Origin of the sequence: Halobacillus andaensis (assembly GCF_014636475.1) — a bacterium.
Lineage (GTDB): Bacteria > Bacillota > Bacilli > Bacillales > Halobacillaceae > Halobacillus_A > Halobacillus_A andaensis.
Genome location: NZ_BMEL01000004.1, coordinates 459361 through 473430, shown reverse-complemented (window position 1 = coordinate 473430; position 14070 = coordinate 459361). Strand labels below are relative to the sequence as shown.

The 14070-nt window shown below is 40.5% G+C and carries 13 protein-coding genes and 1 other RNA gene; 7 read left to right on the top strand and 7 right to left on the bottom strand.

All coding sequences use genetic code 11. From position 1 onward, the window contains the following. Positions 1-17: 17 nt before the first annotated feature. The 3 genes from IEV27_RS17005 to smpB all read right to left on the bottom strand — a co-directional run bounded on the left by IEV27_RS17005 (position 18) and on the right by smpB (position 2494). On the bottom strand, positions 18-1274 hold the full coding sequence (locus tag IEV27_RS17005) for an L-lactate MFS transporter (protein WP_188378693.1): 1257 nt from the start codon (positions 1272-1274) through the stop codon (positions 18-20). Positions 1275-1573: 299 nt separating this feature from the next. Continuing rightward, positions 1574-1936: a transfer-messenger RNA gene (gene ssrA, locus IEV27_RS17000) on the bottom strand. A gap of 93 nt (positions 1937-2029) precedes the next feature. Continuing rightward, positions 2030-2494, bottom strand: a complete 465-nt coding sequence (gene smpB, locus IEV27_RS16995; RefSeq protein ID WP_188378692.1) for an SsrA-binding protein SmpB — start codon at positions 2492-2494, stop codon at positions 2030-2032. A 143-nt stretch (positions 2495-2637) separates the two neighbouring features. Here smpB and IEV27_RS16990 point away from each other — a divergent pair, with 143 nt between their 5' ends. Next, on the top strand, positions 2638-3501 hold the full coding sequence (locus IEV27_RS16990; protein ID WP_229735401.1) for a GNAT family N-acetyltransferase: 864 nt from the start codon (positions 2638-2640) through the stop codon (positions 3499-3501). A gap of 360 nt (positions 3502-3861) precedes the next feature. Here the strand turns inward: IEV27_RS16990 and rnr are convergent, their stop codons facing one another. From rnr to secG, 3 genes are all read right to left on the bottom strand, one after another. Beyond that, positions 3862-6150, bottom strand: a complete 2289-nt coding sequence (gene rnr, locus IEV27_RS16985) for a ribonuclease R (protein ID WP_188378691.1) — start codon at positions 6148-6150, stop codon at positions 3862-3864. 40 nt (positions 6151-6190) lie between these two features. Next, entirely contained in the window at positions 6191-6934 is a 744-nt protein-coding gene (locus IEV27_RS16980; RefSeq protein ID WP_188378690.1) for an alpha/beta hydrolase, read from the bottom strand. Between the two features lie 198 nt (positions 6935-7132). Then, positions 7133-7366, bottom strand: a complete 234-nt coding sequence (gene secG, locus IEV27_RS16975; RefSeq protein ID WP_188378689.1) for a preprotein translocase subunit SecG — start codon at positions 7364-7366, stop codon at positions 7133-7135. Between the two features lie 213 nt (positions 7367-7579). Here secG and IEV27_RS16970 point away from each other — a divergent pair, with 213 nt between their 5' ends. The 6 genes from IEV27_RS16970 to ytzI all read left to right on the top strand — a co-directional run bounded on the left by IEV27_RS16970 (position 7580) and on the right by ytzI (position 13465). Beyond that, positions 7580-8329 carry a DeoR/GlpR family DNA-binding transcription regulator gene (locus IEV27_RS16970; RefSeq protein WP_281063592.1) on the top strand — a complete coding sequence of 250 codons (750 nt, stop codon included), beginning with the start codon at positions 7580-7582 and terminating at the stop codon, positions 8327-8329. Then, complete coding sequence (gene pfkB / locus IEV27_RS16965) at positions 8326-9255, top strand: 1-phosphofructokinase (RefSeq protein WP_188378688.1); 930 nt, start codon at positions 8326-8328, stop codon at positions 9253-9255. The genes IEV27_RS16970 and pfkB overlap by 4 nt, the downstream gene beginning before the upstream one ends. Beyond that, on the top strand, positions 9255-11153 hold the full coding sequence (locus IEV27_RS16960; RefSeq protein WP_188378687.1) for a PTS fructose transporter subunit IIABC: 1899 nt from the start codon (positions 9255-9257) through the stop codon (positions 11151-11153). The genes pfkB and IEV27_RS16960 overlap by 1 nt, the downstream gene beginning before the upstream one ends. A 55-nt stretch (positions 11154-11208) precedes the next feature. Continuing rightward, the gene (locus IEV27_RS16955; RefSeq protein ID WP_188378686.1) at positions 11209-11475 is read left to right on the top strand and encodes a phosphocarrier protein HPr; all 267 of its coding nucleotides are present in this window, start codon (positions 11209-11211) and stop codon (positions 11473-11475) included. Between the two features lie 4 nt (positions 11476-11479). After that, positions 11480-13198: a phosphoenolpyruvate--protein phosphotransferase gene (gene ptsP, locus IEV27_RS16950; protein ID WP_188378685.1), complete on the top strand. Its 1719-nt coding sequence runs from the start codon at positions 11480-11482 to the stop codon at positions 13196-13198. Between the two features lie 96 nt (positions 13199-13294). Next, positions 13295-13465 (top strand): YtzI protein, encoded by a 171-nt coding sequence (gene ytzI, locus IEV27_RS16945; protein WP_188378684.1) that lies wholly within the window; start codon positions 13295-13297, stop codon positions 13463-13465. A 5-nt stretch (positions 13466-13470) separates the two neighbouring features. Here the strand turns inward: ytzI and IEV27_RS16940 are convergent, their stop codons facing one another. Further along, positions 13471-14061 carry a nitroreductase family protein gene (locus tag IEV27_RS16940; RefSeq protein ID WP_188378683.1) on the bottom strand — a complete coding sequence of 197 codons (591 nt, stop codon included), beginning with the start codon at positions 14059-14061 and terminating at the stop codon, positions 13471-13473. Between the last annotated feature and the right edge of the window lie 9 nt (positions 14062-14070).

Here is a 14070-nt window from a genome sequence, read left to right as displayed (position 1 = left end):
TAGATCTATACAATTGCCTAAGCAGGACTTAACTCCGGCTCCGCTTGTTTTTTACGATAACGAACAATGAGGATTTTCATAGCAATCGCCGTGAGAAGAGCTGTAGCAATTAATACACCAAAAATTAAAAACGTTGCTTCGTAACTATTTGTGGTTTCTCTGATATAAGAAACGACCATTGGGCCGACCACTCCGGCAGCTGCCCATGAAGTAAGCAGGTACCCATGTATGGCGCTCAGCTGTTTTGTACCAAATAAGTCGCCTATAAAAGCAGGAAGATTCGAGAATCCACCTCCATAAATAGAGACAATGATGTACATGAACACTTGGAACACAATGTCGCTTGTAACGAATTGCAGGGAGAAAAATAAAACGACCTGAACGGTAAAGAAAATAATATACGTATAGGCTCGAGAAATATAGTCAGATAATGCGGCCCAAATTAAACGTCCACCGCCATTGAATAGACCCATAACGCCAACCATTGTAGCTGCGGCCGCCTCTGACATACCTGCTTTTTCTTGCCCCATTGGAGAGGCCACGGAAATGAGCATAATCCCTGCTGAAATGTTGATAAACATCATCCACCACAGCATCCAGAAACGAGCTGTCTTGACCGCTTCATTACGCGTCATTTGATCAAGGTCGCCTTTGTTCTTATTCTTTTCATTATCTTCTTCATATCCTTTTGGCTTCCACCCCTCAGGCGGCGTGGTAATGTATGAAGAACCAAGAAGCATAAGTACAAGGTAACAGGCTCCTAAAATATAAAAAGACCAATGAAGCCCAAGCGCATTATTTAAAAATTCAGCTGTGGGTCCTGCGATTAGTGACCCTGCTCCAAAGCCGAAAACAGCCATACCCGTAGCAAGTCCTCGTCGGTCTGGGAACCACTTCACTAAAGTAGATACAGGAGCAATATAGCCAATACCTAAGCCAATTCCGCCAATCACTCCATACGTAATATAAAAACCATACAGCCATCCGAGTTGTACCATTAACCCAGTAAGCAGCATCCCTCCGCTAAATAAAGCGGCTGCAATTAATCCTGCTTTTCTCGGACCTTGATTTTCTACAAATTTCCCCATAAATGCTGCAGTTAGACCGAGAAAGAAGATAGCAATCGTAAACGAAAGGGCTACATCTGTACCGCTCCACCCCAGCTCTTCAGACATTGGATTTTTATACACACTGTAGGCATAAATCGATCCTATGGATAAGTGCATGGCTACTGCAGATAAAGCAATCAACCATCTATTTTTGTTAGTATCCATTTTTAGATTTGATCCTCCTTTCTTTGTTTGTCGTTTTTATTCTCTCCATCGACCATTAAAAAATCCGCTCGCTTTATTTAAGCGGCGGATTATTGTTTACAGGCGAACTATGAAGTTTTACAGGCTTAACGTGAGAAATTTTATGTGTAACCACGAGAATTGTTAACGGACGAACTGCTTTTACCAAGGCGATAAAAAGCACCTTCGATCCTTCTTTTTATTAGTTGAATGGAAGTTCTTAATGATCTGATAAGCTGTACTATGTGATTTCAAGCATAAAAAAACCACCAATTATGTATTGGTGGAGACGGTGGGAGTCGAACCCACGTCCGGAGATATCGGCACTCGGGCTTCTACAAGCTTAGTTGATATATTATATTTCACTCACTCTTCAGCCTATCAACAGGCTTCCGAGGAGCTAACCTGATTAGTCTCTTCGCCCTTCCTCAGGTGGTGGAAGAACGCGTAGCTCGCTTCAGTTTGAGACCCTTCGATCTGGCACACGAGCGATGCCAGGAAGGATCAGCTATAGACTACTTACGCAGCTACAGCTAGGTTATCGTTAGATTCGCCAGTTATTTTAGGCAAATGACGTTGTACGAGTCGTCGCCTCGACTTGCAACCCGAGCTCGACCTATCCCCGTCGAATCCGTAACGTCCCCGTTAGGATTAAAAAGGTAGCATCAAGCTCACTTTGATATCACTTTTGCGACATCAATTATTATATCACAAATACAAATAAATTCAACCCCATACTACTTAAAGCTATCTTTAATCGCACGGTCGATTTCACGTTTCACTTGCTTCTGCTTTAAGTCTTCTCGCTTGTCATATTTTTTCTTCCCTCGACCTAAACCAATTAACAGCTTGGCCACACCATTTTTAATGTACAGTTTTAACGGCACTAGCGCATATCCTTTTTGCTGGGTCGCGCCAATCAGCTGATTGATTTGTTTACGATGCAGGAGAAGTTTACGGCTTCGTGTAGGTTCATGGTTATAAATATTCCCTTGTTCGTAATGAGAGATATGCATGTTATGAATGAAGACTTCCCCTTTATTAATACGGGCGAAACTCTCTTTTAAGTTAACTCTTCCTGCACGAATGGCTTTTATTTCTGTACCTTGTAATACAAGTCCAGCCTCAAAGGTTTCTTCTATAAAATAATCATGGTTAGCTTTTTTATTTTGTGCAATGGTTTTTCCTTGACCTCTTGGCATAGCGATTTCCTCCTAATTTAACTTCATTAATTGTACCAAAAATGCGTGTGTAATCCAATTTTGAAGAAAATCAAATGAATAGAATTATAACGAGTATTGTGAGAATATATTTTTGAGAATACATAGTAAAGGAGTTTGATCAATTGGATCAGCAGCTTCTTCAAGTTCGACAATTAACCATGGATGATTTACCCGCTTTAAAGATGATGGAAACAGGCATTGATGATGATTATGTCATTCGTATTTTTGGTCGGTTAATTGAGTCACCTACACAAGAATTGTTCGGGTTATTTCTAAACGAGCAGTTAATCTCATTAGCTGGCTATAGTTTATTTGGGCAAGACCGCTTTGCGGTGATCGGGCGACTGCGAAGCGATGTACGCTATCGTGGTCAAGGTTATGCAACCGAGCTTCTAAAGCCAGTAATCAACCACATTAAGGACTACAAAGGGGTGAAATGGATTGGTGCTAATACCCATGTGACCAATCATTCTGCCAGGAGGCTACTTGAAAAATCAGGTCTGGAGCCTGGTATTATTTCTTATTACTTAACCCTAATAGATCCTTCTTCTTTAGCCAATTATAAATCTGGACCGCGATGGAATGAAATTTATAACACTGAAGAAAAACGACAAGTTCTTTTACATTTGAAAAATAATCAATTAGGGGTATTTCCTTATGAATGCTATTATCCCTTTCCTTACGATGCCGCCTTTTTCACTGATGAGTATTTATCTGATGCTAAATTATATATAAACCCAGCACGCTCTCGGTTTGTATTAATTAAAAATGATCGAAAGAAATATGATTATTCTCATGTTAAATATTTTTGGAATGATCATTATGAACAGCCTGGTTTCTTTGAGACCATTCTTCACCATTGGAATGAAAACACGCAAAATGTAGGCTGCTGGATTGATTTTTCTGAGCTGGGGTTTCACAAGATTCCAGATTTAACTCCTTATGAGGTGCAAAATCCGTGGATCTTGTATGGGATTTGGGCATAAGGAAACGCGCTGAAATTTTTTCAGCACGTTTCAGGCTGTCGAGAAAGCTTGGTATCCCATGGTTCCTCCATAAAGGTGTGGAGAAAAGGAACAGGCACTGATGACAATTGCCTTTGAAGATATGAAAAAGTCTATCGAGAGTCCTTTTCTGGCTTAAGGAACTTCCAAGGAGCCTGGACCCTTCCACTCCTGTGGAAGAACGAGTGAGCCGAGATCACCGAGCGTGAGTTTTGCGAGGAAGCTCGGGCGCTTGTCCGCGTAAAGGGAGGGGTCCTTCACTCCTGGCGTCAAGAAAAAAGCTTGTAGAAAACAGGTTTCTCTACAAGCTGAAACGCGCTGAACTTTATTCAGCGCGTTTTTTTATTTTTTCTTCTTCTTGCCTTTCTTAGGCATCCCTTTGTTGCGATAAAAAGGCTTGTTTCCTTTTTGCTTTTTCTTCTTTTTCTTCTTTTTATCATCTGGTCCTTTAGCGTCGATTTGTTTCGGTCGAGCTGGACGTTCTCGTTGTTTACGAGGTTTCATCCCTACAATTTCAAAATCGACGACTCGTTCATCCAGATTCACATTGGCTACGCGTACTGTAATTTCATCTCCAATACGATACATATTTCCGGTACGTTCGCCTATCATTGCAAATTGTTTTTCCTGGAAATTGTAATAGTCGTCGGTTAAGGTGCTGACATGGACTAAGCCTTCAACCGTATTCGGCAATTCAACAAATAATCCAAAGCTGGTCACCGAGCTGATGACACCATCGTACTCTTCGCCAATTTTATCTTGCATATATTCGGCTTTTTTCAGATCATCCGTTTCTCGTTCAGCATCTACCGCTGCTCGTTCCATTTCTGAGGAATGCTTCGCGATATCTGGAAGCTGATCCTTCCAGTGCTTACGAGTTTTATAATCCACATCTTTATTTACTAAATACGTACGTATCAAACGGTGAACGATCAAGTCAGGGTATCGTCTGATCGGTGAAGTAAAGTGCGTATAAAATTCAGTCGATAATCCAAAGTGTCCAAGGCTTTGTGGATCATATTTAGCTTGCTGCATAGAACGAAGCATGAGCTTAGATATAATCATTTCTTCATGAGTATCTTTTACAGATTCTAATACTTTTTGAAGAGCCTGTGGATGAACATTTTCGGCTGAACCTTTAACGGTATAACCAAGGTTCGCTACAAATTCAAAGAAGTTTTGAAGTTTTGATTCATCTGGATCTTCGTGAATACGGTGAATAAATGGGACATCCATCCAATGGAAGTGTTCAGCTACAGTTTCATTGGCTGCCAGCATAAATTCTTCAATGAGGCGTTCAGCGACGGAGCGTTCTCTTAATTTTACGTCAACTGCTTTTCCTTCCTCATCAACAATTACGCCCGCTTCTTTGAAGTCAAAGTCAATAGCCCCTCGGCCAAAACGTTTCTTACGAAGCGTAGCAGCTAAGTTTTCCATTTCTTTAAACATCGGAACAAGGTCTTTATATTTCTCAATTAGTTCCTCATCTTGATCCTCTAAGATACTATTCACATCTTTGTACGTCATACGTTCATTTGTCTTTATCACACTTTGGAAAATTTCATGCCCGACTACCTCACCACTTGCATTAATTTCCATTTCGCAAGACAGTGTTAAACGATCAACTTGCGGATTCAGGGAACAAATTCCATTTGATAGGCGATGGGGAATCATCGGAATCACTCGGTCGACTAAATAAACACTCGTTGCCCGCTCCCTTGCTTCTTTATCGATTGGAGACCCTTCTTCTACATAGTACGTCACATCCGCAATATGAACGCCAAGCTTGTAGTTGCCGTTATCCAATTGTTTCACCATGACCGCGTCATCTAAGTCTTTTGCGTCTGCTCCGTCAATCGTTACGATCATTTCATCCCGTAAGTCACGACGGTTTTTTATTTCGTCCTCAGAAATTTGATCAGGAGTCTGACCGGCTTGTTCTAAAACCTCATCAGGAAATTCTGTTTTAATCCCATGTTTGTGAATAATTGAAATAATATCAATACCAGGATCATTTTTGTGCCCTAATATCTCTACAATTTCCCCTTCGGCACTCATGCGCTCTTCTGGAAACTTCGTAATTTCCACAATTACTTTATGACCATCCACTGCACCATTCGCTTGGGCCTTAGGAATAAAAATATCGTGAGGAATACGCTTATCATCAGCAACCACAAAACCAAAATTACGACTGGATTCATAAGTTCCGACTACTCGGGACGTCGCTCTCTCTAAAATACGGATAACCGCCCCTTCAGGACGATTCCCTTCCTCATCTCTTTTTTCAATGCGCACTAGAACTTTATCATTGTTCATTGCAGAATGAAGGTCGGAATGATGCAAGTAAACATCGTCTTTCGCATCGTCATCTGGAATTAGAAAAGCAAACCCTTTCGCGTGCATTTGTATTTTCCCGCGAATAAGATTCATTTTTTCGGGTAATCCAAACCTGTTCTTTCTAGTACGGACAAGCTCGCCCTCTTCTTCTAACTCATTTAATGCTTTCATTAATACTGTAAATTCTTGAGAGTCTTTTAGTTCCAATACCTCTTCTAATTCTTGTACAGAAAGAGGCTTTGAGGCTGTTCCATTAAAGTACTGCAATATTTTCTGTTTTAATTCTGTGTTCATTACCTTTCCTCCTTATCATAAGGAACAAGACTCTAACCGTTTAAGACCAATCCAGGGACTCCAGAAATTCGAGGACATCTTCATGAAGCTGTTCTTTTTCTTTATCCATCGTGATCACGTGGCCAGAGTTTTTGTACCATTTAATATCTTTTTGATCAGTTTCTACATTCTCATAAATGTAGTTTGCGCTTTCTTTGTTAATCATTTCATCTTGCTCAGCTTGGACAACGAAAGTCGGCGTATATATTTGATCGACTTCATCATGTACACTCTTTATAAAGTTACCCAACTGTTTGAACATATCTTTTGAGTCATCCATAAGTTCTTTTACTTCTTGATTGATCGTGTCTTCATCTTTTCCTTCTAGCTGCTTATATTGTTTCGCCTTATAACGAAAACCTTGAGTGAGCTGTTCCTCGTTATCGAAAAACATAGGACTACACATCGTCACAATACCCTTAATTTGTTCAGAATATGCAAGTTTTAACCCAAGAACTCCACCCAAAGATAATCCTGCAACTGCAATTTCTTCATAACCTTGATCACGCAAATAGTTAAGAGCATCCAGCACATCACTCCACCACTGCTCAGGAGTGGCTTCTGCCAGGGCTTCCGGCTCTTTCCCGTGCCCGCGATAGATAGGGGCATGTGATGTATAGCCTTTCTTTTGTAGAAAGCGGCCGAGCATGCGTACATCAGCTGAGTGTCCAGTAAAACCGTGCAATAATAATACAGCTCTATCTCCGCCTTCAAAAGTAAATGGCTCAGGTTGTTTAATTTTCATGACAATCATTCTCCTTATTTCTCTATCTTTAGTATCAGCAGTAGTTCTAATAATACTCACTATAATTACTGTGGCTTTTCGGTACCAGGTACCGTGCTCCCGGCACCTGGTACCATCACAACATCAAATAATAACAGTTCTATCACAAATAATAAAAAGCCGTGCTTAAATGAGCACGGCTTAATCACACATATAAGATTATCCCAAAATATAAGCAGATAAAAATGCAAGAACGAAAAACAACACTCCGGTTACGATTGTTGCCTTGTGTAATACGGCATCAATTCCTCGAGCTTTTTGTTTTCCAAATAATTGCTCAGCACCACCTGAAATTGCGCCAGATAAACCTGCACTTTTACCAGATTGTAGCAGCACAAGAACAATTAAGACGATCGTATCAATAGCTAATAAACTAATTGCAAGTGTTTCCATGATGTGCCAACACCTCCCAAAGACGCACAATAAACTATTTTAAATGTAGCACAAATCTAAACGCCGGGCAACAACATTATAAACAGCAGCTAATCTGAACGATTTTGAAAATACCCACGAAAGTTTATGAATGATTTTGGTTGTTTTTGATTGATTTTTGAAAGGGCTTACTTTAGAATAGAACTAACGAATCAAATGAAAGGGGGCAATTGGTTGCTAACACCTGAACGTCATCAATTCATTTTGGCACTGCTTCATCAAAAACATACCGTTAAATTAAAAGAATTGGTAGATCAGACAGGAGCCTCCGAGTCTACAATTCGAAGAGATTTGGATCAATTAGAACAACTCGGCGAGCTGCGCAGAGTTCATGGAGGAGCGTCCCTTAGAAGACCCGCTAGTGAGGAACCAAGCATGGGTGAGAAAATATCTAAACACCAGCCCGAGAAAACGTTAATTGCTAAAGCAGCAGCTCAGCTCGTTCAAGATGGTGAATCTATTTTTTTAGATGCAGGAACAACGACTTACGAAATGATCCCATTTCTCGCAGAAAAAAAGATCACAGTCGTCACCAATGGTTTTCATCATTTAGACGCGCTCACTAACCATCGTATTTCTACGTATGTACTTGGCGGTTTTGTAAAAGAAAGAACTCGAGCTGTAGTAGGAGCCAGTGCTCTTCAAAATTTAAGTCAGTATCGCTTCGATCAATGTTTTATGGGGGCCAATGGAGTAAGTTTAGAAGATGGATATACAACACCTGATCCTGAAGAAGCTGCTATAAAGAGAGCAACACTTTCTCTTTCTCAGAAGCGGCATATGCTCGTTGATGACTCTAAATTTAACGAAGTCACTTTTTGTCATATTGCTTCTATTTCAGAGGCTAACATTATTACTAATTATGAAGGTCCATTACTCAACGAAATAAAAGATAAAACAAATATAAAGGTTGTGTCATCATGATTTACACTTGTACACTTAATCCCTCAATTGACTACATTATGCATGTCGAAGATTTTCATCTTGGAGAACTAAATCGTGCGCATAAGGCGATGTACTATCCAGGCGGAAAAGGTATCAATGTTTCCCGAGTGATGGAGAGGCTTGGTGTTTCTACAACAGCCTTAGGGTTTATTGGTCAGTTTACCGGCCAGTTTATTACAGATTTTTTAGATCGTGAAAACATATACCATAACTTTGTGGAGACGAATGATTATACAAGAATTAATGTAAAGCTAAAAGGCAATCAAGAATCAGAAATTAACGGTCCAGGACCAGCTATTACAGTGGAACAGAAGGATCAACTTTTTGATCAAATACGTTCTTTGCATTCAGAGGATTTATTAATCTTGGCTGGTAGTGTACCTTCTTCCTTACCAAAAGACTTCTATTCTCAAGTCGCTGACATTTGTGCTTCGCAGCAGGTTCCTTTTATCGCTGATACTTCTGGCGATGCATTACGTCAGTTAATCGGTAAGCCGATTTTCTTTTTAAAACCTAACGATCACGAATTAGGTGAATTATTCGACACCGTAATTGAAACGAAAGAACAGGCGGCTTATTATGCGAGTAAGTTAGTCGATCAAGGAACGAAACATGTTGTCGTATCGATGGGTGGAAAAGGAGCTGTTTATGTTAGTAAAGAAGAAAAATGGTTTGCGAAAGTCCCTAAAGGAGAAGTGAAAAATTCAGTAGGCGCAGGCGACTCTGTTGTTTCAGGTTTTATAGCTGCTATCAGCAGCGGCTCCTCCATTGAAGAAGCGTTTAGAAGCGGAGTAGCCACCGGAAGTGCTACAGCATTTCAAGATGATTTATGTCAAAAAGAAGACGCCGATCGTTTAAAAGGCCAAATCGAGATAGCCCCTATTAGAATAAAGGAGGGTCAATAATGAAAATCACAGATTTGTTAACGAAAGATACAATTTTGTTAAATATGACGGCTTCATCAAAGCCGGAAGCAATTGATGAATTAATTGGAAAGCTTGATCAAGCAGGTAAATTAAATGACCGCGATGGTTATAAAAAGGCAATTGAAGAACGTGAACAGCAAAGTACGACCGGTATTGGAGAAGGAATTGCTATTCCTCACGCAAAAACTGCTGCAGTTAAAGAGCCGGCAATTGCGTTTGGCCGTTCTAAAGAAGGTTTAGATTATGAATCACTGGATGGCCAGCCGACAAATTTATTTTTTATGATTGCTGCATCAGAAGGTGCCAATCAAGCGCACTTAGAGACGCTGTCAAGCCTGTCTTCATTTCTAATGGATAAGAACTTCCGCGAGAAGCTGGAAACAGCCAAAACCGAAGATGACGTCATTGAAGCGATTAATGCTAAGGAAGCGGAAGAAAATGATGAGGAAGCGGAAGAATCAACGAACTCAGCTGGAAAAGTGCTTGCAGTAACAGCCTGCCCAACAGGGATTGCCCATACGTATATGGCCGCTGACAAATTAAAAGAAACGGCAAAAGAAATGGGCGTAGACATCAAAGTTCAAACCAATGGTTCCAGCGGCGTGAAAAATAAGCTAAAACCTGAAGATATTAAGGAAGCCAGTGCTATTATTGTGGCTGCTGATACTCACGTTGATATGAGTGATTTTGATGGGAAACCTGTAATTGAAGTTCCCGTGGCTAAAGCCATTCATGAACCTAAAGAATTAATTACAAAAGCCATGAATCAGGATGCGCCAATTTATCATCACGAAGGTGGCCGCTCTGAATCGTCTGGAGAAGGGAAACAGCGAACTGGTATTTACAAACACTTAATGAATGGTGTATCCAACATGCTCCCATTCGTTGTAGGTGGAGGAATTCTAATTGCTTTCTCCTTCTTCTTTGGAATAAATGCCGCTGACCCTGATAGTGATCAGTATAATCGCTTTGCGGAAATGTTAAGCATCATTGGCGGAGGTAACGCCTTCTTCTTACTTGTCCCAGTTTTAGCTGGTTTCATAGCTTCAAGTATCGCGGATCGTCCTGGATTTGCACCTGGTATGGTAGGCGGTTTAATCGCAACCACATCGGGCGTTGAAGGTGCTGATGGCGGATCAGGGTTTCTAGGAGGTTTAATTGCAGGTTTCTTAGCAGGTTATTTGACGTTAGCTATCAAGAAAGCATTAGAAGGATTACCTGCCGTTCTAGATGGTTTAAAAACCGTATTGTTTTATCCAGTACTGGCCATTTTCAGTACCGGAATGATTATGCTGCTCATTAACCCGCCATTGACGAGCATTTACACAGGACTATTGAGCTGGTTAGAAGGTTTAAGCGGGGCTAACGTTGCCCTTCTCGGCATCATAATCGGAGGAATGATGGCTGTTGATATGGGCGGCCCTATTAACAAAGCTGCTTATACGTTCGGTCTAGCGACACTTGATGCAGGAAACTATTCCATTATTGCTGCTGCTATGGCTGGCGGTATGGTACCACCTTTAGCTATGGCTTTTGCTTCTACAGTTTTCAAAAATAAATTTACGAAACAAGAACGTGAGTCAGGAAAAACAGCATATGCGCTCGGTGCATTCTTTATCACTGAAGGAGCCATTCCTTTCGCTGCCGCTGACCCTGCGAGAGTTATTCCTTCTATGGTGATTGGTTCAGCATTAACAGGGGCTCTTACGATGTTATTCAGCATTGGATTAACTGCTCCTCACGGCGGTATTGTTGTCATCGGACTTGTTGAAGGTGGATTCGTTCAAGCCGCTCTATATATTTTAGCCATCTTAATTGGTTCGGTCGTTGCAGCAATTATTGTAGGAACCTTGAAAAAAGACCTAAGAAAAGCTTAAAATAATAGAGTTAGGGTAATCTTTTATAAGAGACTTATTTTGAGGAGGAATTAAAATGGTAGAAAAAACATTCAATATTACTTCATCAGACGGCGTACACGCTCGTCCAGCAACTGTACTTGTACAAAACGCAGGAAAGTATGAGTCAGATATTAACCTTCATTACAAAGAGAAGGCCGTAAACTTAAAATCCATTATGGGGATTATGAGTCTTGGAATTCCTTCAGGAGCTGAAGTTAAAATCACAGCTGAAGGAAGCGACGAACAAGAAGCTCTAGATCATCTTGCTACAACTTTAAAGAACGAAGGGTTGGGGGAATAACAGCATGACACAACTTCAAGGGATTGCAGCTTCCAGCGGTATTGCGATTGCAAAAGTCTATCGTCTGGAAGCGCCAGACCTTTCTTACAGCAAGACAGACGTAGAACAGCCGGAACAAGAAGTTAAAAGATTGCATGATGCTCTTGAAATTTCTAAACAAGAATTAGAAAAAATCAAAGAGCATACAAAGGCCTCTTTAGGTGATGAGCACGCAGAAATTTTCTCTGCTCACTTACTCGTCTTAAGTGATCCAGAGCTTATTAAACCAATTGAAGACAAAATAAAAACAGATAACGTAAACGCAGAGGCTGCGTTAGACGAGACTGCAAATATGTTTATCGATATGTTTAAAGGGATGGACAATGAGTACATGCGTGAGCGTGCGGCTGATATTCAGGATGTAACGAAACGCGTAATGGCTCACTTGCTTAATGTTACTTTCCCAGATCCTGCTCTCATCAACGAGGAAGTCGTTATCGTGGCAGACGATTTAACTCCTTCTGATACTGCACAACTTAACAAGCAGTATGTTAAAGGATTTACGACCGACATCGGTGGACGTACCTCCCACTCTGCTATTATGGCTCGCTCCTTAGAAATTCCAGCTGTTGTTGGTACAAAAGAAGTGACAAGTCAAGCAGATAAAGATGTCATGATTATCGTAGACGGAATCGATGGTGACGTCATCATTAACCCTTCTTCCGATGAAATTACAAAGTATGAACAGAAACAACAAGAATTTGAAAAGAAAAAACAAGAGTGGGCTAAGCTGAAAGATGAAGCTACAGTGACATCTGAAGGCGAACACGTGGAACTTGCTGCCAACATTGGTACTCCTGAAGATGTTGAAGGTGTATTAAACAATGGAGGCGAAGGCGTAGGACTTTATCGTACAGAGTTCCTTTATATGGGTAAAAATCAGCTCCCAACCGAAGAAGAACAGTACGACGCTTATTCTTCTGTTTTAAAGCAAATGGGAGACAAGCCTGTGGTCGTACGTACTTTAGACATTGGCGGAGACAAGGAATTAGATTACTTAGACTTGCCAAAAGAGATGAACCCGTTCTTAGGCTATCGAGCCATTCGTTTATGCCTTGAACGTGATGATATTTTCCGTGTTCAGCTTCGAGCTCTTCTCCGTGCAAGTGTGCATGGCAACTTAAAAATCATGTTCCCAATGATTGCCACGTTAGAAGAATTCCGTGAAGCTAAAGCTATTCTTGAAGAAGAGAAGCAGAAGCTTATTGAGGAAGGACAAGACGTAGCTGAATCCTTTGAAATAGGAATGATGGTTGAAATTCCGGCTACTGCCGTTATTGCTCGTCAATTTGCTAAAGAAGTTGACTTCTTTAGTATCGGTACAAATGACCTTATTCAATATACGATGGCAGCTGACCGTATGAACGAACAAGTTTCTTATTTGTACCAGCCATATAACCCAGCGATTCTTAACTTAGTTAACAACGTCATTGAAGCAGCTCATGCAGAAGGTAAGTGGGCTGGAATGTGTGGAGAAATGGCAGGAGACGAAATTGCAATTCCTATTTTGTTAGGTCTCGGCTTAGATGAGTTTAGTATGAGTGCGACATCTATCCTACCGGCTCGTACACAGATTAAAGATCTTTCTAAGAAAGAACTGGCTTCTTTTAAAGATGAAATCCTTTCCATGGGTACATCAGAAGAAGTGGTTCAATTTGTAAAAGAGAAAACAAACCAGTCTTAAATAAAAGTTAGCGTAAGGTGATACACTAACGATATAAAGAGAAGGAGGGACATTCCCTCCTTCTCTTTTAAAATCATCCGAGAAAGAAGGAATGGCATGACTTTCACCATTGTAATGATTGTATGTATCGCTATTGTACTAGGAATAGCGGGCGCTTTTTGGGCAGCCATATCAAAAGGTTATGATTACAAACATACTATTGATCCCCACCCTGACGATGCAAATAAAAATGAAGAAAACAAATCAAAAGAAGCTGAACACCATTAAAGGGCTCAGCTTCTTTTCATAAAATGATCTTTTTGAATTTCAACCGGTACGGGGTTTCTAGTTTTAGCTCTAGGTATTGCAGAAGGATACCCCATCTGTAATACGCCTATTATTTTATGCTTCTTCTTATCCAGTCCTATACTGTCCATAAACGTCTCATCATGGATATAAGGACTAGATGTCCATAAAACTCCAATCCCTTTTCCCCAAGCTGCTAATTGAACATTTTGAATATATGCACATACCGCAGCAAAGTCTTCTTCATATCTGTGAACATCTTGATCCCTCTCCATATATATCAGGGCATGATGAGGAATCTCCACTAGAAAATTTTTGATCCCCTCCATCATTTTAAAAGCTTTCTCTTTAGAATAACCTTCGGTAAAACCGCTTCTTTTATAACTATTAATAACTTGTTCAGCAAAGTCAATCGCACCTTCTTGTTGAAACATTTTCACCATCCATGGCTGTTTCATTCGATGGTTCGGTGCCCAGCTCGCTAATTGAAAAATCTCTTTTAATTCTTCCTCTGCTATGATACTTGGTTGAAAATCGTGAATTGACCTTCTGGCTGTTATTGCTTCATAAAGCTCCAAATAAGACAC